The sequence below is a fragment of the Streptomyces kryoterrae genome, from assembly GCF_054072135.1.
Map to the genome: position 1 here is coordinate 2071047 of NZ_CM133358.1, position 18258 is coordinate 2089304.

At 70.9% G+C, this 18258-nt stretch carries 16 protein-coding genes; 3 read left to right on the forward strand and 13 right to left on the reverse strand.

Translation table 11 applies throughout. The features are described from left to right. Nucleotides 1-6: 6 nt before the first annotated feature. The 3 genes from ACW4TU_RS08615 to ACW4TU_RS08625 are packed head-to-tail and all read right to left on the reverse strand — an operon-like array spanning nt 7 to nt 3121. Nucleotides 7-837: a carbohydrate ABC transporter permease gene (locus ACW4TU_RS08615; RefSeq protein WP_457426273.1), complete on the reverse strand. Its 831-nt coding sequence runs from the start codon at nt 835-837 to the stop codon at nt 7-9. After that, the gene (locus ACW4TU_RS08620; RefSeq protein ID WP_457429984.1) at nt 834-1787 is read right to left on the reverse strand and encodes a carbohydrate ABC transporter permease; all 954 of its coding nucleotides are present in this window, start codon (nt 1785-1787) and stop codon (nt 834-836) included. Before ACW4TU_RS08620 ends, ACW4TU_RS08615 begins: the two co-directional genes overlap by 4 nt. Before the next feature lie 20 nt (nt 1788-1807). Next, nucleotides 1808-3121 carry an ABC transporter substrate-binding protein gene (locus tag ACW4TU_RS08625; protein ID WP_457426275.1) on the reverse strand — a complete coding sequence of 438 codons (1314 nt, stop codon included), beginning with the start codon at nt 3119-3121 and terminating at the stop codon, nt 1808-1810. A 158-nt stretch (nt 3122-3279) separates the two neighbouring features. Here ACW4TU_RS08625 and ACW4TU_RS08630 point away from each other — a divergent pair, with 158 nt between their 5' ends. The 3 genes from ACW4TU_RS08630 to ACW4TU_RS08640 all read left to right on the forward strand — a co-directional run bounded on the left by ACW4TU_RS08630 (nt 3280) and on the right by ACW4TU_RS08640 (nt 7042). Beyond that, nucleotides 3280-5757, forward strand: coding sequence for a glycoside hydrolase family 2 protein (locus ACW4TU_RS08630; RefSeq protein WP_457426277.1), 2478 nt, complete (start codon nt 3280-3282; stop codon nt 5755-5757). Next, entirely contained in the window at nt 5754-6803 is a 1050-nt protein-coding gene (locus ACW4TU_RS08635; protein ID WP_457426279.1) for a LacI family DNA-binding transcriptional regulator, read from the forward strand. Before ACW4TU_RS08630 ends, ACW4TU_RS08635 begins: the two co-directional genes overlap by 4 nt. Nucleotides 6804-6886: 83 nt before the next feature. Next, nucleotides 6887-7042: a hypothetical protein gene (locus ACW4TU_RS08640; RefSeq protein WP_457426281.1), complete on the forward strand. Its 156-nt coding sequence runs from the start codon at nt 6887-6889 to the stop codon at nt 7040-7042. A gap of 145 nt (nt 7043-7187) precedes the next feature. Here the strand turns inward: ACW4TU_RS08640 and ACW4TU_RS08645 are convergent, their stop codons facing one another. The 10 genes from ACW4TU_RS08645 to ACW4TU_RS08690 all read right to left on the reverse strand — a co-directional run bounded on the left by ACW4TU_RS08645 (nt 7188) and on the right by ACW4TU_RS08690 (nt 18239). Beyond that, the gene (locus ACW4TU_RS08645) at nt 7188-9569 is read right to left on the reverse strand and encodes an Orn/Lys/Arg family decarboxylase (protein ID WP_457426283.1); all 2382 of its coding nucleotides are present in this window, start codon (nt 9567-9569) and stop codon (nt 7188-7190) included. A gap of 368 nt (nt 9570-9937) precedes the next feature. Continuing rightward, the gene (locus ACW4TU_RS08650) at nt 9938-10600 is read right to left on the reverse strand and encodes a GAF and ANTAR domain-containing protein (protein ID WP_457429986.1); all 663 of its coding nucleotides are present in this window, start codon (nt 10598-10600) and stop codon (nt 9938-9940) included. A 167-nt stretch (nt 10601-10767) separates the two neighbouring features. Beyond that, complete coding sequence (locus tag ACW4TU_RS08655) at nt 10768-11442, reverse strand: LysE family translocator (protein WP_457426285.1); 675 nt, start codon at nt 11440-11442, stop codon at nt 10768-10770. Between the two features lie 94 nt (nt 11443-11536). Next, nucleotides 11537-12796 carry an aspartate aminotransferase family protein gene (locus tag ACW4TU_RS08660; RefSeq protein WP_457426287.1) on the reverse strand — a complete coding sequence of 420 codons (1260 nt, stop codon included), beginning with the start codon at nt 12794-12796 and terminating at the stop codon, nt 11537-11539. A 67-nt stretch (nt 12797-12863) separates the two neighbouring features. After that, on the reverse strand, nt 12864-13361 hold the full coding sequence (locus ACW4TU_RS08665; RefSeq protein WP_457429987.1) for a flavin reductase family protein: 498 nt from the start codon (nt 13359-13361) through the stop codon (nt 12864-12866). A gap of 2 nt (nt 13362-13363) precedes the next feature. After that, nucleotides 13364-14989 carry an amino acid adenylation domain-containing protein gene (locus ACW4TU_RS08670; protein WP_457426289.1) on the reverse strand — a complete coding sequence of 542 codons (1626 nt, stop codon included), beginning with the start codon at nt 14987-14989 and terminating at the stop codon, nt 13364-13366. A 5-nt stretch (nt 14990-14994) separates the two neighbouring features. Continuing rightward, nucleotides 14995-16011 carry a hypothetical protein gene (locus ACW4TU_RS08675; RefSeq protein ID WP_457426291.1) on the reverse strand — a complete coding sequence of 339 codons (1017 nt, stop codon included), beginning with the start codon at nt 16009-16011 and terminating at the stop codon, nt 14995-14997. A gap of 71 nt (nt 16012-16082) precedes the next feature. After that, nucleotides 16083-16823, reverse strand: a complete 741-nt coding sequence (locus ACW4TU_RS08680) for a 4'-phosphopantetheinyl transferase family protein (RefSeq protein ID WP_457426293.1) — start codon at nt 16821-16823, stop codon at nt 16083-16085. Further along, complete coding sequence (locus ACW4TU_RS08685; RefSeq protein ID WP_457426295.1) at nt 16816-17985, reverse strand: acyl-CoA dehydrogenase family protein; 1170 nt, start codon at nt 17983-17985, stop codon at nt 16816-16818. Before ACW4TU_RS08685 ends, ACW4TU_RS08680 begins: the two co-directional genes overlap by 8 nt. Further along, nucleotides 17982-18239, reverse strand: coding sequence for an acyl carrier protein (locus ACW4TU_RS08690; protein ID WP_457426297.1), 258 nt, complete (start codon nt 18237-18239; stop codon nt 17982-17984). Before ACW4TU_RS08690 ends, ACW4TU_RS08685 begins: the two co-directional genes overlap by 4 nt. Nucleotides 18240-18258 lie beyond the last annotated feature (19 nt).

Below are 18258 nucleotides of genomic sequence, written 5' to 3' on the forward strand. Positions count from 1 at the left end.
GCGGGATCATCTGGTCGCTCCCTTCATGAAGCCGTTGTAGATGAAGCGCTGCAGGGACAGGAAAGCGACCAGTGTCGGCAGGATGACCAGGACCGCACCGGCCGAGATGGTCTCCCAGTGGGCGGCGAAGGGGCCCTTGAAGCGGAAAAGGGACGTCGAAATCACGCCAAGATCTTCGGAGGGCATGTAGAGGAAGGGGATGTAGAAGTCGTTGTAGACGGTGATCCCCTTCACGATCACCACTGTGGCGATCGCCGGCCTGAGCAGCGGGAAGATGATCTTCCGGTAGATCGTGAAGGCGTTGGCCCCGTCGAGGCGAGCCGACTCGTCCAGCGAGACCGGGATCGACCGGACGAACTGCAGAAAGATGTAGATCGACACGATGTCCGTGCCCATGTAGAGCGCGATGGGTGCCCAGAGGGTGTCGAACATGCCGAAGCTGTTGACGATCTGGAACGTCGCCACCTGCGTGGTGACGCCGGGAACCAGCGTCGCCACCAGGAACAGGGCGATCACCAGCTTCCGGAAGCGGAACGTGAAGCGGTCGATCGCGTACGCCGTCATCGAACCGATCAGGACGGTCCCCGTGACGGCGAACAGCAGGATGAAGGCCGTGTTGGCGAACGCGGCCAGCATCTCGCCGTCCTGGAACGCCGTCACGTAGTTGTGGAGGTTCAGGAGGTCACCCGGCAGCGAGAGCGCCCCGCTGTCGTCCGCCATCTCCTGCTCGGACTTGAGCGAGGTCAGCACGATCACGCCCAGCGGCAGCAGGACGACCACCACCGCGAGGACCAGCGACAGGTACACGAACGTACGGGCAACCGCTCGGCGCGTCATACGAGATCCACCCTGTCGTCCGGAACGAGCCGCCGCTGCACCCAGGTCGCGGCGAGCACGATCAGCAGCAGTACGACGGCCGCCGCCGAGGCGAGCCCCGTCTTGTTGAACTGGAACGCCAGCTTCACCGTCTGGATCACGAAGGTCTCGGTGCCGGTCGCCCCGCCGGTCATGATGTACGGGATCTCGAAGACCGACAGCGAGCCCGAGATCGACAGGATCACCGTCAGGCTCAGCACCGGTTTGATGCCCGGCGCGATGATGTACCGGAACTGGTGCCAGCGATTCGCCCCGTCGAGTTCCGCCGCCTCGTACAGCTCCCCGGGGATGGACTGGATCGCGCCCAGGAACAGCACGAAGTTCAGGCCCGTGTAGCGCCAGACCGAGACGCCGGCGAGCGAGATGTTCGCCGACGCCGGGGTGCCCAGCCAGGCGTGGTCCGGGTGGACGCCGAACACGCCCAGCACCGAGTCGAGGGTGCCGCCGTCCTGGAAGAAGTAGAGGAACACGAAGCCGATCGCGACCCCGTTGATCAGGTACGGGAAGAACAGCACGCCCTTGAAGAAGTTCCGGAAGCGGACGTCGAAGCTGAGGATCGTCGCGAAGTAGAGCGCGGCGCCGATCTGGAGCGCGGAGGCGGCCAGGTAGTAGCCGCTGACGAAGAACACCTCGAACAGCTCGGGGCGGGTGAGGAGTTCGGTGTAGTTCCCGGCGCCCGTGTAGTGCAGTTCGGGGCTGACGCCGTCCCAGTCGGTGAAGCTGTACGCGACCATGTTGACGATCGGCGCGTAGGTGAAGGTCAGGAGCAACGCGAGCGGGGCGATCAGGAACAGCCAGGGGGTCGCCCCCCGCCACAGGCGTGCCCTGCGCGGGGGTGACGGCGGGCTTGGGATGCCGATGGCGGGCGCGGGCGGCGGTTCCTTCCGGCGCGCCGACCTTCGCCCCGCCATGCCGGCCTCGGTCGTGTCCGTCACGACGACCCCACGGACCGCTGCGCCTCGGTCCAGCGCTTGCCGAGGTCCCCGAGGAAGTCGTCGAGGCTGCCCTTGCGGGCGCCGCGGGCGAGGTCGACGAGATCCTGGCGGTAGTCGGGGGCGTAGAGGCCGACCTCCGACTCGGTGTCGATCAGCTTGAGCCGCGCGCCCGCGGTGTCGTCGACCTCGATGAACTTCACCCCCGCCGCCTCGTACGGCTGGAGCACCTCGGGCAGCGGGGCGTCCTTCAGCGGGGAGATGGCCAGGTTGTCGTCCGCGTAACCGGACTTGTCGGTGAACCAGTCGATCCAGGCGCGGGCCGCCTCCTTGTGCTCGCTGTGCACGTTGACGGCCTGGTTGTAGTCGGGGCCGACAACGGCGCAGAACTTCCCGCCGACCTGGGACGGGAAGGGCATGAACCCGATGTCGGCGGGGTCGACGCCGGCCTTCTTGGCGGCGTCCTGGAACTGGACGATCGCCCAGGTGCCGAGCCACTGCGTGGCGATGTCCCCCTTCGCCAACCGGGGCTTGGACGCCTCCCAGTTGGTGGTCGTCGGGTCCTTCTCGGCGAGCCCCTCGTGCACGATGTCGTACAGCAGGGTGTCGCCGACACGCAGGTCCGCGCCCTTGGCCCACGGGTCGCTCTCGACCAGTTTCGTCGTCGCCCCGGTGTCACAGCCGACCGAGCCGTTGACGGACGTCCATGAGGTGAGCGGCCACTGGGCGGCGAAGTTGGTGTAGTACGGGTCCGCGTCCGTCTTCGACTTGATCGCCTTCAGGGCGGTGATGAACTCGGCGGGTGTGGTGGGCCAGTCGGTGATCCCGGCCTCCTGCCAGATCCTCTTGTTGTAGAGGAACCCGGGGGCCACTCCTACCGGGCTCTGGCCGTAGACCAGCTCGCCGACGGTGGTGAAGTCGGTGAAGCGGTACTTCTTGGCGCGCTCCGCCTGGGTGCCGAGCGAGGCGAAGAACTTCGGGTAGTCGCTCTTCTTGATCACCGCGGGGATCAGCAGGACATCGCCGTAGTTCTCCGTGTTCATACGGATCTTGACTTCGGCCTCGTAGTTGGTGAGGCCCTCGAACTCGACCTTCACCTTCGGATACGTCTTCCGGAAGTCGTCGGCGTACTTCTTCAACGTGCCGTCCTGCACGAGATCGGTCCGCACGGTCAGGACCTTGATGGTGCCGGTCACTTTTGACGGATCGTCAGGCGCCTTGGCGTCGGCACCTTTTGAGGTTCCTCCGGTTCCGGTGCACGCGGAGAGCAGCAGGCCGGCGGTGAGGAGTGCGGGAATCATGCGGCGGTTCATGTGCGTCAGCTCCGTTCGGGACGGACGAGCACTACTGGGATGGCTGATTCGGCACTCTGACACCACTTACTGAACCGGTAAAGTCCCTATTTCGCCAAGGGTGCCACCACATTTCCCGCGCTTGACCCACGCGGGAATGGAACGGTTTAGGAGTGCGCATGCTGGAGGCCACACCACTCACCGAGGGCTGGACCGTGCGGTACGAGGCGGGCGAACTGCCGGCCACCGTCCCCGGGTGCGTGCATACCGACCTGCTGGCGGCCGGTGTGATCCCTGACCCCTTCATCGGCCGGAACGAGGCGGAGGTCGCCTGGGTGGGGCGCCGGGATTGGACGTACGAGAAGGACCTTTCCGCTGCGCCCGTGCAGGAACGGCAAGATCGGCACGAGGTTCATGAGCAGACCGATCTCGTCTTCGACGGGCTCGACACCGTCGCCGAGATCCGGCTCGACGGTCAACTCCTCGGCCGGGTACGGAACATGCACCGCTCGTACCGTTTCGACGTGACCGGTACGACCGGGCGCCTGTCCGTCCGTTTCGGCTCCGCCTATGCCGAGGCGGAGGCCGTGCGGGAGCGGCTGGGCGAGCGGCCCGGTGCCTATGCCGAGCCCTACCAGTACATCCGGAAGATGGCCTGCTCCTTCGGCTGGGACTGGGGGCCGACCCTCGTCACCGCCGGGATCTGGCGGCCGGTACGCCTGGAGCACTGGTCGACAGCCCGGATCGCCCGGGTGCGCCCCGAGGTGACGGTCGACGAACACGGCGTGGGACACGTGAAGTTGGCGGTCGACGTCGAGCGCACCAGAGTGGAGGCCGGGCTGACACTGGAGGCCCGGCTGAGTGGTGGCGGCTTTCCCGGTGGAGGATTTTCCGGTGGCGGTGACGTCCTGGCGCGAGGTGAGATCGACGGGGCCAGCGGTGTCGTACGACTGGAAGTGCCGGACGTGGAGCTGTGGTGGCCGCGTGGCTACGGGCAACAGGCTTTGTACGACGTCGAGTTGACGCTCCGTCATGATGATGTCCCGCTGGACGGCTGGCGGCGGCGGGTCGGGTTCCGGACCGTCGGGCTCGACACCTCCTCCGATGACCACGGGACCGGGTTCACCCTGGTCGTCAACGGGGAGCGGTTGTTCGCGCGGGGCGTCAACTGGATCCCGGACGACGTGTTCCCGTCCCGGATCACCCCGGAGCGGTACCGGGAGCGGCTCGCGCAGGCGGCCGCCGCCGGTGTGGACCTCGTCCGGGTGTGGGGCGGCGGGATCTACGAGAGCGAGGACTTCTACGACGTCTGCGACGAGTTGGGGCTGCTGGTCTGGCAGGACTTCCCGTTCGCGTGCGCCGCCTATCCCGAGGAGCAGCCGCTGCGGGGCGAGGTGGAGGCGGAGGCCCGGGAGAACGTCGTACGGCTGATGCCGCACCCCTCGCTCGTGCTGTGGAACGGGAACAACGAGAACCTGTGGGGCTTCAGGGACTGGGGATGGGAGCAGCGGCTCGCCGGGGAGTCGTGGGGCGAGGGATACTACCTGGGCGTACTGCCGCGCGTCGTTGCCGAGTTGGACCCCACGCGGCCCTACACGGCGGGCAGTCCCTGGTCGGGGTCCTGGCAGCGGCATCCGAACGATCCGGCGCACGGTACGCACCACTCGTGGGAGGTGTGGAACCGGGAGGACTACGCCGACTACCGGCTCGAAGTCCCTCGTTTCGTGGCCGAGTTCGGGTGGCAGGCACCGGCCGCGTATGCCACGATGCGGCGCGCGCTGCCTGGTGAGCGGCTCGGCTCCGACTCGCCCGGCATGCTGCATCACCAGAAGGCCGACGACGGGAACGGCAAGCTGGAGCGCGGGCTCGCCCGGCATTTCCCCTTGCCGGAGGGGGACTTCGACCGGTGGCACTACCTCACCCAGGTCAACCAGGCCCGTGCCGTGGCCGCCGGGATCGAGCACTGGCGTGCGCACTGGCCGGTGTGCGCGGGGACGATCGTGTGGCAGCTCAACGACTGCTGGCCGGTGACGTCCTGGGCGGCGATCGACGGGGACGGGCGTGAGAAACCGCTCTACCACGAGCTGCGACGGCTGTACGCGGACCGGTTGCTCAGCCTTCAAGTGCGCGGGGAGGGCGTGGTGTTGGCCGTCGTGAACCAGGCGGCGGGGCAGTGGGCGGGGACGGTGGAGCTGCGGCGGATGTCCGTGGACGGGGGCGTGGTCGGTGAGTCGGTGCGGGTCGGGTTCACGGTGGAGCGGCGGGCGGTCGCCGAGGTGCGGGTGCCGGGGGAACTCGTGCCGGTGGGGGCCAAGGAGTTCCTGGTCGCGGATGCCGTCGCCGGTGCCGAGGGGGTCGCCGGATCCGACGGGGAGGGGCTGCGGGCGCTGTTCTTTCCCGTACCGGATCGTGAAGTCCCCTACCCCCGGCCCGAGTTCGACGTGAGTGTCGCTCCGGGGGCGGTCACGGTGACGGCTCGTACCCTCGTACGGGATCTGCTGCTGCAGGCGGACCGGCTGGACCCGGGAGCGCGGGCCGATCGTGGGCTGGTGACCCTGTTGCCCGGGGAACGGGTGACCATCGGGGTGCGTGGCTGGGAGACTCCGGATGCCGAGACCGCCCGATCGGCCCTGTACTGCGTGGAGCCCGCCAGATGACGGCATCGCCGACCCCCCGCGTCACCATCAAGGACGTCGCCGCGCGCGCCGGCGTGTCCAAGGGGGCCGTGTCCCTCGCCTTCAACCACAAGCCGGGGCTCGCCGAGGCGACCCGGGACCGGATCTTCACCGCCGCCCGTGAGCTGGGCTGGGAGCCGAACCTCACCGCGCGGTCGCTGGCCGGGTCCCGCGTGGACGTGGTGGGGCTGGCGATCTGCCGGCCGGCCCGGCTGCTCGGGCTCGAACCGTTCTACATGGACTTCATCTCGGGCGTGGAGAGCGTCCTGACCGAGCATGCGTGCTCGCTGCTCCTCAGGCTCGTACGGAATCTGGAGGAGGAGGTCGGGCTCCAGGAGTCCTGGTGGAAGGGACGGCTCATCGGCGGGGCGATCCTGGTGGACCTCCGGGCGGACGATCCCCGGGTTCCGGCCGTCGAGCGGCTCGGAATGCCCGCGGTCGCGGTCGGGCATCCGTCGTTCACCGGCGGCCTCACCTCCGTGTGGACCGACGACGCCACGGCCGTGACGGAGGCGGTGCGGTATCTCGCGGCGCTCGGACATCGGCGGATCGCCCGGGTGGGGGGTCCGGCGGCCCTGGGTCACACGAACATCCGTACGGCGGCTTTCGACGAGGCCGCGCGGGGGTTCGAGCTGGCCGGGGCGTCGCAGGTCTCGACCGACTACTCCGGCGACGCGGGGGCCCGGGCCACCCGGTCACTGCTGTCCGCCGCGCCGGCGGACCGGCCCACGGCGATCCTGTACGACAACGACATCATGGCGGTGGCGGGCCTGTCCGTGGCCGCCGAGATGGGGCTGAGCGTGCCGGCCGACGTGTCGCTGCTGGCCTGGGACGACTCGCAGCTGTGCCGGCTCACCCGGCCCACGCTGTCGGCGATGAGCCATGATGTGCACGGCTTCGGGGCGGACGTCGCGCGGACGCTGTTCGGGGTGATCAGCGGCGGTGCGGGTGGGTCGCATCCGGTGGCTACGCCCGTGCTCACCCCTCGGGGATCCACCGCGCCGCCCAGGGGGTTCCCGCACGCCTGATGTGACCAGCGGTTCTGCGCAGGCGTGCCGTTGCCAGTCACCCCGCCACACTGCGGCACGCCTTCCCGCACGCTCCTCGCAAAGTGATCGACCTGCTCGCCGCCGACTCCGGCCACCGCCCGCCGGTCGACGCCGCGTCCTCCTTTCCCGGCACGGCCGGCGCCCCGCCGGTTCGTGGGCGGCGGGGGCGCAAGGCCATCAGGAACTCCTCCCACCGATACGCCGTCCAGTCGACGTGACGCCCCAGGTCCATAGGAAGACCCGGCCGAAGGGGGCCAGTACGGGCAGGATCCAGCACCAGGTCCACCCCACGGTCGGCGGGGGCCGTCCGAACAGCGTCCGCGAAAACAGGCCCTGGCCGATACGCCCGGGCCGGGGCCCCGGCTACCGCTCCTCGTCCTGGACCAGGCACTCGATCAGGTAGTCGCCCGTCTCCTCGTCGATGGTCACGCCGTGGGTCTCGCTGCGGAAGCCGGGGAAACGACGGTCGAAGGACTCCAGGGCGGCGAGGTAGCGCAGCAGCGGTCCGTCGGAGGCGCCGACGCACTCGCCCGGCATCAGGACGGGGATGCCCGGCGGGGTGACCGTCACCATGGCGGCCGCCACCCGGTCCGTGGCCGCCGAGATCCGCACCCGCTCGGTGCCACCCCGCACCAGCCGCTGGTAACAGTGCTGAGGTGGCGCCACGGGCCGCGGGAGCTGCTGGAAGGCGAGGTCGAGCAGTTCCACCAGGCGCACCGAGCGCAGGTGGTCGTGCATTTCCTGGCACAGCCCGCGCAGGGTCAGTCCCGCGTACCGGCGGGGGTACGCGGCGACCGCCTCCGGCAGGACCCGCTCCAGCGGGGCGTCGGCGTCGTAGAGGGCCTTGAAGTCCGTCAGGGCGTCCAGCAGGGTGCCCCACTTGCCCTTGGTGATGCCCATGGAGAACAGGATCAGCGTGGTGTAACTGTCGGTCTTCTCCACCACGATCCTGCGGGTGGCCAGATAGGCGGTGAGCACCCGGGCGGGGATGCCCTCCTCCGCCATCTCGCCGGTGGCGCTGATCCCCGGGCAGGTCACCGTGACCTTGACGGGGTCCAGCATGCAGTGGCCCTCGGTCAGTCCGGGGAAGCCGTGCCAGTCGGCGCCGGGCTCCAGCAGCCAGCAGGACTGCTCGGTGCGCAGCAGTTCCGGCGCGGCTTCCTCGAACGGCAGCCGTTCGCCGGTCGCCGGGTCGGTGACCGTGTCCGGCTGCCACACCCCGAAGAACCACGGCGGGCGGTCCCCGGCGCTCTCGATCCGTCGTCGCAGGTGCACCATCTCCTGACGGAAGCGGATCGCCTCGGTCACCGCCTCGTCGATCAGCCACTCGCCCTGCGGGCCGTCCATCATCGCCGTCGCCACGTCGAGCGAGGCGATCATCGGGTAGAGGGGCGAGGTGGTGCCGTGCATCATCAGCGCCTCGTTGAACCGGTCGTGCTCCACCGGTGCCCGCGGTGCGGGCCGCACATGCACCATCGCGCTCTGCGACAGCGCCGCCAGCAGCTTGTGCGTGGACTGGGTGGCGAACACGGTCGGCCGGTCCGGGCCGGGGAGGGCCTCCTCGTCCACCGACATGCCGTAGCGGCCGGCGTAGAGCGGGTGGAAACGGGCGTACGCGAACCACGCCTCGTCGAAGTGCAGCCGGGGTGTGCTGGCGGCGAACGCCCGAGCGGTGGGTACGGCGTCATAACTGAGGCCGTCGTAGGTGGAGTTGGTGAACACCGCGTACTGCGGGTGCGGGGACACCGCGCCCTCGGTGAGCGGGTGCGCGGCGATCCGGGCCGCCACCGCGTCCGCGGCGATCTCGGCCGGGGGCAGCGGTCCGGCGAGGCCGTAACCGTTGCGGGTGGGGACCAGGTAGACCGGCCGGGCGCCCGAGACGACCAAACCGTGCAGCACGGACTTGTGGCAGTTGCGGTCCACCAGCGCGATCTCGTCGCGGGTGACGCTGAAATGGCCGACCAGTCGGTTGCAGGTGGAGTCGCCGTGCAGCACGAAGTAGGTGAGGTCGGAGCCGAACACACGGGCCGCGTTGCGCTCCGCCTCGCCGATCGGGCCGGTGTGCTCGAAGAGCGAGCCGAGTTCCTCGACCGAGATCGACAGGTCGCTGCGCAGCAGCCGCTCCCCGAAGTAGTCGTGAAAGGCGCGTCCCGCCGGTGACTTGAGGAAGGCGACACCGCCGGAGTGGGCCGGGGTGTGCCAGGAGTACTCGTGGGCGTCGTCGAAGCGGCGCAGGGCCCGGAAGAACGGTGGCAGCACGGATTCCCGGTAGGCGCGGGCAGCGGTGGTGATGCGGCCCGCGATGAAGCCCGGGGTGTCCTCCAGTGGCCAGACGTAGCCCACGACCGTCTCGGACACCCACAGCGGCAGGTCCCGTATGCCCTCGTCGGCCATCACCAGGAAGACGGGCAGGTCCCCGAAACGGCGGCCGATCCGGCGCAGCACGGCGCCGCCGCCCGGGGTTCCGTCGAGGGTGCCGCCCGGCCGGGCGAGTGTGCCTCCCGGGGCGGCGAGCGCGGCGCCGGGCCCGTCACCGGCGGCCCTGGGAAGGTCCCAGGCCACCAGCGCCGCCGCGAGACCGGACTCGGTACGCAGTACCGCGTCCGCGTCCTGTGCCGTGACCGCCCAGCGGACTTCGAAGCCGCCCGCCTCGATCGCGTCCCGGATCTTCCGTAACTGCTGGGGCCCGGCGCCCTCGCCCCGAGGGTGTTCCGGTACCGCGATCAGGATCCTGCTGTCGGCCATGCGTTTGCCGCCTCCCCGCTCCACAGCGGCGCCCCCGGCCGCCTCGGCCAGTGTTGCTGGCAGCCCACCGGGCACAGCGGCGACCGGGAGGCAAACCACCGTCATGGCGGAAACCACCGTCTTGAGGTTGACTTTCGCCGCAGCGGGCCCTGGTCGATCTTGGTGCGCTCGCCGGTTTCCCTCCTCCCCGCGAGGGCGCGTGGCGACGACCTCGAGGGCGGCCGTGATGTCCGGCGAGGGCCGGAGGGCCGCGTGCTGCCTTCGGTGTTCGGGGATGCGGGGGCGTGGACGCGGACGGGTGCACTGAGGGTGAATAAAGGGCATTTCGTCTACATCAACCGCCCACTAAGAGGAACCGTCTGGGCCGTTCAGGACAGGCTGCCCTTTTCACAGACCCGGCGGGCGACCTCGCGGAGCTTGATGTTCTTCTTCTGTGAGTAGCGGCGCAGCACGTCGAACGCCTGGGCTTCGGTGATGTGGTGGCGGCCCATGAGGATGCCCATGGCCTCGCCGATGACGTGGCGGGTGGCGACGGCGTGCTCCATTTGGGCATGGGTGCGGGCGCTGGAGAAGGCGATGGCCGCGTGGGAGGCCAGGAGCAGCCCGGCCAGCTCGCTGTCCTCGGTGAACGCCCCGGGTTCGCGGGAGTAGAAGTTCAGCGCACCGAGTTCTTCGTCGTCGGTGAACAGCAGGAAGCCCATCAGGCTGCCCACACCGAGCGCGCGGGCCTGGGGGGCGTAGCCGGGCCAGCGCTGGTAGTCATTGGTGAGGTTGGAAATACGGAAGACCCGCTGCCCCCGCGCGCTGTGGGCGGCGTCGAAGCACGGCCCTTCACCCAGCTGCTGTTGCAGCTGATCGCTGTCGATGACCAGTTGGTGGGTGGGGGCGAGACTCTCCACCTTCGTGTCGTGCCGGATGAGGATGCCGGCCGCGTCACAGCCGTCGACCAGCTCGGTGGCCGCCGCAGTGATCCGCCGGAGCGTGGTGTCCACCGAGTCCTGTGCGAGGAGATCCCGCGCCATCGACGTCATCTGCTGAGCGAACCATCCCCAGTCCACTTGGTTCTCCACTTGTCGTTCCGCCTGGACAGACCTCATACCCAGCCTTCCACGCGGGCATCACGGCACAGCGGAACGGATACCGACGCCAGGCATCGTGGCGGCCTCATCGAGAGGAAAGGCAGGGATCTCTCGCACGCTCAGGCGAGGGTGGCGACGCCGATGCCGATGCCGATGAACAGCCATCCGGTCGTCAGCTCCCAGCGGTGACGGAACTTCGGTCGGGCCAGGAGCGCCCGTAGGCGTGTGGCGACGGCGACCAGGGCGAACCAGTAGACGATGCCGATGAGGACGTCCAACGTACCGAGGAAGAAGATCTGCCGGGTCATCGATCCGTCGCCGTTGACGAACTGCGGCAGGATGCTGATGAAGAACAGTGCCGCTTTGGGGTTGAGCACATTGGTGAGGAAGCCCTGCATGAAGCCGGCCCGCCACCGCCCTCGGGCGGGGTCGGCCGTCGCGGGGTCCTCCGGTGCCGGGCCGTCCTCCGGGCCGGTGGGCTTCGCCTGCTCGGCGGACTGCTCGCGGGCGGCCCGTCGGGCTGCCAGCACGGTCCGTACCCCGAGGTAGACGAGGTAGGCCGCGCCGAGCAGCTTGATGGCGTCGTAGACCATGGGGGATCGGGCGGCGATCAGTGACAGCCCGGTGGCGGCGGCGAGCATGTGCACGCACAGCCCGGCCTGGGCGCCCAGCCCCGCGGCCCGGCCCTTCGACGGATGCTCGGTCGCGGACCGGAGCACCACGAGGAAGTCCGGCCCGGGCACGACGTACGCCACCAGCACCACACCAAGGAATCCGACGAGGTCGATCGACATCCGCTCTCCGTTCGACAGCCCCGTGGCCGGTCCGCCGCCGGGGGCGGTTGGTCCAAGAGCGTGAGCGCCTGGAGCTGGGACGTTGTATCCAATGTCAGGCCACGAAGGTCCGTACGCCCACCACTGAGGCGACGGCCTCGTCGAGTATCCCGAGGCCCTGCTCCAGTTGTCCGTGCGCCACTGTCAGCGGCGGCAGGATCTTGGCCACCTCGTCGTGTGCGCCGGCCGTCTCCAGCAGCAGGCCGTTGCGGTAGGCGGCGTCGCACACCTCGCGGGCCGCGCCCGGACGGTCGAAGGGCAGACCCCACGCCAGGCCGCACCCGCGAGGTGCGGGCAGTCCATGTCGGCGGGCGGTCTCCGCGAGGGCACGTCCCACCTGCCCGCCCAGCGCGGTGGTCCTTGTTTCCAGCACGCTGTCGGACCAGAACAGTTCCAGCGCCCGGGCCGCGGTGACGAACGCCGGGTTGTAGCCACGGAAGGTGCCGTTGTGCTCGCCCGGCTTCCACGCGTCGTACTCGGGGCGTATCAGCGTCAGCGCCATGGGCATCCCGTACCCGCTGATGGACTTGGACAAGCAGACGAGGTCGGGGACGATCCCGGCCCGCTCGAAGGAGAAGAACGGCCCCGTGCGCCCGCAGCCCATCTGGATGTCGTCCACCACGAGCAGCGTGCCATGCTCCCGGGCCCAGGAAGCCAGAGCGCGCAGCCAGACCGGACGGGCCGGATTGATACCGCCCTCGCCCTGTACGGTCTCCACCACGACGGCGGCGAGCGGCCCGCCCTCGGCGGCGGTGTCCAGTGCCCGGGTAAGCCGGGCCGTCGCCCGGTCGTCGTCGTCCGCGGGGTTGTCGAAGGGTACTGGCACGGTGTGCGGCAGCGGGACGCCCGCCCCGGCGCGTTTCATCGGGTTGGAGGTGACCGCCAGCGCACCGAGCGTCATCCCGTGGAAGCCGCGTTCGAAGTAGGCGACGGTGTGTCGCCCGGTGACCTTCCGGGCGAGCTTGAGGGCGGCCTCGACCGCGTTGGTACCGCCGGGTCCGGGGAACTGGACGCGGTAGTCCAGGCCGCGCGGTGTGAGGATCAGATCCCTCAACCGCTCCAGGAAGACGCGTTTGGCCGTGGTCTGCATGTCGAGCCCGTGCGTGACGCCGTCGCCGGACAGGTACTTCAGCAGTGCTTCTTTCAGCTCGGGCGGGTTGTGTCCGTAGTTGAGGGCGCCGGCGCCGGCGAAGAAGTCGATGAAGGACCGTCCGGACTCGTCTCGCAGCACGGCGCCGTGTGCGGTGGTGAACACGGTGGGCCAGGCTCGGCTGTAGGTGCGGACTTCTGATTCCATGGTGGCGAAGATGCTCATGCTCTTGTCCCTGTCAGACGTGGGTGCGGGTGTGGGTGCGGGGCCTGGCCACGCCGGTGGGGCGGGGTCAGCCGGTCACGGCGTTCTGCTGATGCCGGTAGAGCACCAGGGCCCGTGCGTCGGGGTCCTGTGCGGTCCACAGGGCACGGCCGATCAGCAGGGTGTGATCGAGGACGGCGGGAGCCTGGTCGAGCCGGCACACCACGGTGGCGGCTGTCCCCGCCAGCACCGGGCAGCCCTCTTCCTGCCGGTGGGGGACGCCCTGGAAGCGCTCCGCCGCAGGCAGCCGGGCGAAACGGTCCATCAGGTCCCGCTGCTGCCAGCTGAGGATGTTGACGGCGAACCGGCCGTGGTCACGGGCGTGCCCCACCGTACGGCCGGCGCTGGCGAGCGAGACCAGTACCGAGGGCGGCTCGGTGGACAACGAGAGCAGGGCGTTGGCGGTGCAGCCGACGGGTCCGTCGGGGCCGGCGGTCGTGATGACGGCGACGCCGGTGGCGAGCTGCGCCATGGTGGCGCAGAACTCCTCACGGCCGGCCAGCTGAGCAGGGGTAGTCGTGGTCATGGTCACGTAACCGGGTTCCTTTCGGAAGGGGGCCTGCGGCGGGCGCCGGAGGCGGTCTGGTCCGCGGGGCGGGGTGCCGTGCCGGGCGCGGCCGGGCAGGCCATATCCAGGGCGGCGAGTACGGCGTTGCGGTCGGTCTTTCCGTTGAGGTTGAGCGGCAGAGCCGGCAGACGCAGCAGAGTGCGCGGCACCATGTACGGGGGCAGCCGCTGCTGCAGCGCCTCCAGCAAGGGCGCCGAATCGGTGGCGTCCCCGGTGTAGACCGCCTGCAGGACGGGGGCGGACCGGTCGGTGCGGGCCACCACGACCGCGTCGACGACGTCGGGGCGCGAGCGCAGCGCCTCTTCGACCTCGCCCAGCTCGACCCGGTAGCCGCTGATCTTGACCTGGCTGTCGAGACGGCCCAGGTGCACCAGTTCGTCGCCGTCCCGTGTCACCCGGTCGCCGGTGCGGTACCAGTGCGCCTCGGTGAGCTGCCCGCCCGTGTAGGGGGCGAGGCCCGTGCCGGGTTCACCGGCGGCGAACCGGCCCAGATCGTCGGCCGGGTCCAGGTAGCCGGGGAACCGCTGCGCGCCGCGTACCAGCAGTTCGCCCTCGGTATCGGGGCGCATCTCCCCGTCCGCCACCAGGGTCTCGGCGCCTGGGTGGGCCCTGCCGATGGGGACGGTGCCGTTGGCGGTGCGCGGCCAGTCGGCCGGGTCGGCGGGCAGACGGTAGCCGGTGCAGGTGACGGTGAGCTCTGTGGGGCCGTAGAGGTTCTCCAGGCGGGCGCCGGGGGCGGCCGCGGCGAAGGACCGGGCCTGTTGCAGGGTGAGCGGTTCGCCCGCGAAGGCCGCGTATCGCAGGGTCGGCATCGAGTTCGGTGGCAACCGCCGCAGCCGGGCGGCGAGCGAGACCACCGACGGCACGGAGAACCAGTGGGTCAGCCCGTGTCGCGCCACGAAGCCGGCCGGGTCCATCAGTTCGTCCCGGGTGGGCACCACAAGGGCCGCACCGGTGCTCCAGGCCACGAACATGTCGAAGACGGAAGGGTCGAAGGTCAGGTCGAAGGTCTGCGACAGCCGACTCTGCGGCCCGGCGCCGGTCCGCTGGACGGCGTGGTCCAGGTAGGCGTCGGTGTTGGCGTGCTGGATCACCACCCCCTTGGGCCGTCCCGTGGAGCCGGAGGTGAACAGGATGTACGCGGTGTCCTGCGGGCCCGGGCCGGCGAGAGCGCGCAGGTCCGCACCGTCCACGCGGTCGGTGAGGGCGACCGGGACGAGCGGTGCGGCCCGGCCCGCCGGCCGGGCGTCGCGTGCCGCGTCGGCCAGCACCAGCGCCGCGCCGGCCTGCCGTACGACGGCCTCGTTGCGGCCCGGCGGAGCGGCCGGGTTGAGCGGCACCACCGCGGCTCCCAGCCGCTGCACGGCCAGGTAGGCGGCGTACGTCACGGGTGTCCGATCCGCCAGCAGGGCGACCCGGCGGGGCGGTGGTCCGTCGGCGCACAGTTGGGCGGCCAGTGCCTCGGCGCGGGTGCGCAGCTCCGCGTAGGACAGCGTGGTGTCTTGGGCGGTGAGCGCCGGGCGGTCGGGATGACGGTCGGCCGTGCGGGCGAAGCGGTCCCACAGGGTGAGCGTGGACGTCGGCACCGGAATCACGCTTTCTGCCGTGCGTGTGACCGGGCGGCCGGCCGGCCGGTGGGGACGCCGTAGCCATGGGCCGCGTGCACCGGCGAGGCCGCCGCCTCCAGCTCCGCCAGAGCCGTGAACGCGCCGTCGGCCAAGGACGGCCTCGGACGGCCGCGGCGCGCGGAGTTCGCGGCGAACCGGAGCATCCGGGGCAGCTCGCGCCACTTCGCGGTGGTGGCCTCGACGGCCTCCCGCTCAGCTCGGGCGAGCGTGGTGCCGGCCCCGGCCAGCAGGTGGGCGTCGCGGAACAGATGGTGCTGCGCCGCCGCCCAGACGTCCTCCAGCACGCCTCGCGAGCCGTCGCCCTCCAGGTCCGCGGCGAGCAGCCGCGCTGTCTCCTCCAGGGCGGCGGCCCCGGTCGGCCAGGGACCGCCGGGCAACCGCTCCTCGGTGGTCCCCTCCTCCTCGGTCAGCCACTGGTAGGTCTCGTGCGTCGGCGGTGCCACCGGGAAGCCGAAGGCCAGCGTGTTGCGAGTGCGGTGCACCTCCGAAAGCCCGCGGGGAAAGGCGAGCAGCGCGGTGAACTCGGCCTCGGACAGCTCCCCGGCGAACGGGTCCTGGGAGCCGCCGCCGCTGAACAGGGCTGTGAAGCCGTCCGTCACGTGCCAGTCCCCGTCCTGCGTGCGGCCGTCCACCACGACCAGGTGCGGCGCATGGTCGTCGGCCGTACCGGACAGCCAGGGCAGCGCGGCGCTGTTCGCGACGGCCAGGACCCTGCCGCGCTCGGCCAGTTCGGCGGCGATGCCCGTGCGGGCCGTCGCGGCGTCGGGGGCGCCCCGGTATCCGAGCCTGCTGCCGCCGGGGAGGTTGTTCAGTGCGCGGTCGTGGTGGGAGAAGTGCCCGGTGGCCGGGTCGACCGCGAGCCGCACGGAGCGGGCCAGCAGGTCGAGGGAGCCGGGGACGCGTGCGGACAGGTAGCCGGCGAGGTTCTCCGTGTAGCAGCTCAGGCCCACGCCGGTGGGCGCGGTGGAATCAGTGCGCATCAGGGGTCCTCCACAAGAAATAGGGGATACGGCCGACCTGTGGCCCCGGGCGGGGCACGGCCGTCGAGGTTCTACGGGTCGTCCGGTCGGTCACCGAGGGCGCCGGCCGGGTCTTCGGGGCCCGTCTGCGCCGGGCCGAACGCGCAGGCCAGCGCGGCCGTCTCGGTACCCGCCGCGGCCAGCCAGGCCAGTCGGCGCCAGTGCAGCGGGCCCCAGGTGCCGTCCGGGCCCTCCGGGTCGGCCGGCACCCGCCAGGGCGCGCCCGACAGGCCGGTGCCGCGCGCCTTCACGCACGCCTCCTGCACGGTCCACACCCGGGCGAAGTCGTGGGCGGCGTTGTCGGACTCCATGGACGCCAGCCGCGCCGCCGTCTCCGGCGGACAGCAGCGGCGCAGCATCCCGGGCGACGGCGACCGGGGTACCTGTACGTCGACACCGATGTCCAGTCCGTCGCCCACGGCGGCCGCCGTGTAGGGACCGCTGTGCGAGACGCTCACCCCGGTGTGGGGCGCGCCGGGCAGCCGGGGCCGGCCGGCCGGCTCGGGGACCACCGGCCCGCGGGCTTCCTCCTCATCCATGACCTTGGCGAGGAGCAGCCGCAGCAGCGTCCGGCCGGCCAGGTGCTCGCGGCCCCGCCAGGTCGCCATGTGGGCGGCTGTCCGGTGTTCCTCGGGGCGCAGCCGGTCCAGAGCCGCGGGGGTCGCCAGCACCCGGTCCACCCGGGCCAGGACGAGGGTGACGCCCGGCGCCGGCCTCCACAGGCGGGCGATGGGTTCGTCGGCGGGCGACGGGGCGGTGAGGGTGTCAGACAAGGGTGGTCTCCTGGTCCAGCAGGCTGAGCGACCCGTTGGCCAGATGTAGCCGGTCGTTGCCGTAGTTCAGCGACGCGGACCGCAGGTCGCGCAGGGCGCGCTCCAGGGCGAGCGGCTGGTTGCGCAGGTAGCCGTGTCGCAGGCCGACCAGCTCGATCAGCTCCTCCACGGCGGCCGGGCACTGCTCCGAGGCCGTCACCTTCAGGGAGTTGACCAGCAGCTGCCAGGGCGCGCCGCCGCGCTCCTGCTCGGAGAGGGTGCCGTAGACGTCGGCTGTGTGGCTCAGCATGGCCTGCACCGTGTCGATGCGTTGGCGGGCCCGGGACAGGCGGGTCAGCAGCAGCTCGCTCTTGAGGTCCCGGCGGCGCCGCTCCTCGGGGCTGCGCAGCAGCCGCAGGGTGCGGGAGAGGGCACCGGCGGCCGTCCCCAGCCAGCAGGCGCTCCAGCCGAGGTGGGCCAGCGGGGCGAAGACGTCGACGGTGACCCGGCGGAAGTCGCCGTGTACGCCGACGACCTGGTCGTGCGGCACCGCCCCGGTGAAGCGCATCGGCACACTGTGCGTGCCGCGCATGCCCATCGGGTCCCAGCCGCCGAGGACCTGTACGTCCAGCTGGTCGCGTTCGGCGTAGACCAGCGACACCTGTCCGTCGGAGGTGGCCCCGGGGGCCAGGGCGGTGATCAGGTAGGCGTCCGCGTGAGCGCCGCCGGTGACGATGGGCGCCATCCGGTCCAGTTCGATCAGGTCGCCCTCACGCCGGGTGCCGGTCTGTGAGCTGAGCAGGTGCCCGCCCTTGCCGGCCTCGGTGGTGACCGAGCCCAGGTACAGATCGCCCCGGGCCACCCCCGGCAGCACCCGCTCGCGCAGTTCCTCGGAGGCGTGGTGGACCAGCGCGGCGACCTGCTGGCCGTGCATGGCGAACACCATGGCCGCCGACATGTCCTGCCGGGCGATCATCTGGGAGACGGCCAGCAGGTCGGGGACGGTGCCGTCCAGGCCCCCGTAGCGGGCCGGGACCAGCAGGCCCAGGAGCCCGGAGGTGCGCATCGCGGTCAGGGCCTCCGCCGGGAAGGCCGCCTTCTCGTCGCTCTCGGCCGCGTGCCGCTCGACCGTGTCGAGGACAGGCTCGAGGCGCTGGGCCAGCGCGGGGTCGAGGGACCTCACCGGGTGTCCGTCTCGGCGGCGGAGCGGGCGGTTTCCATGGCCGCCCACAGGGCGCCGGCGGTCTCGAAGTTGGAGTCCGAGAGCTGGTCGTCGGGGAGGGCCACCCCGCAGTTGTCCTCCAGGTCGAAGACGAGGTCGATCGCCTGCATGGAGTTGAGTCCCAGGTCGCGCAGCCGGTCCTCGGGCTGCAGTTCCTGGTCGGGGGTGAGGTAGCGCAGGTGGGGACGGAGGGTGTCGACGAAGGCCTGGTTCATGGTGGTTCTCCTCACGAAA

Excerpts from the sequence above, each read along its gene's own strand:
- ACW4TU_RS08675 (WP_457426291.1), bottom strand. The coding sequence starts at position 16,011 with ATGCGCACTGATTCCACCGCGCCCACCGGCGTGGGCCTGAGCTGCTAC.
- ACW4TU_RS08690 (WP_457426297.1), bottom strand. The coding sequence starts at position 18,239 with ATGAACCAGGCCTTCGTCGACACCCTCCGTCCCCACCTGCGCTACCTC.
- ACW4TU_RS08660 (WP_457426287.1), bottom strand. The coding sequence starts at position 12,796 with ATGAGCATCTTCGCCACCATGGAATCAGAAGTCCGCACCTACAGCCGA.
- ACW4TU_RS08650 (WP_457429986.1), bottom strand. The coding sequence starts at position 10,600 with ATGACGTCGATGGCGCGGGATCTCCTCGCACAGGACTCGGTGGACACC.
- ACW4TU_RS08620 (WP_457429984.1), bottom strand. The coding sequence starts at position 1,787 with ATGGCGGGGCGAAGGTCGGCGCGCCGGAAGGAACCGCCGCCCGCGCCC.
- ACW4TU_RS08635 (WP_457426279.1), top strand. The coding sequence starts at position 5,754 with ATGACGGCATCGCCGACCCCCCGCGTCACCATCAAGGACGTCGCCGCG.
- ACW4TU_RS08615 (WP_457426273.1), bottom strand. The coding sequence starts at position 837 with ATGACGCGCCGAGCGGTTGCCCGTACGTTCGTGTACCTGTCGCTGGTC.
- ACW4TU_RS08630 (WP_457426277.1), top strand. The coding sequence starts at position 3,280 with ATGCTGGAGGCCACACCACTCACCGAGGGCTGGACCGTGCGGTACGAG.
- ACW4TU_RS08645 (WP_457426283.1), bottom strand. The coding sequence starts at position 9,569 with ATGGCCGACAGCAGGATCCTGATCGCGGTACCGGAACACCCTCGGGGC.
- ACW4TU_RS08665 (WP_457429987.1), bottom strand. The coding sequence starts at position 13,361 with ATGACCACGACTACCCCTGCTCAGCTGGCCGGCCGTGAGGAGTTCTGC.
- ACW4TU_RS08625 (WP_457426275.1), bottom strand. The coding sequence starts at position 3,121 with ATGAACCGCCGCATGATTCCCGCACTCCTCACCGCCGGCCTGCTGCTC.
- ACW4TU_RS08655 (WP_457426285.1), bottom strand. The coding sequence starts at position 11,442 with ATGTCGATCGACCTCGTCGGATTCCTTGGTGTGGTGCTGGTGGCGTAC.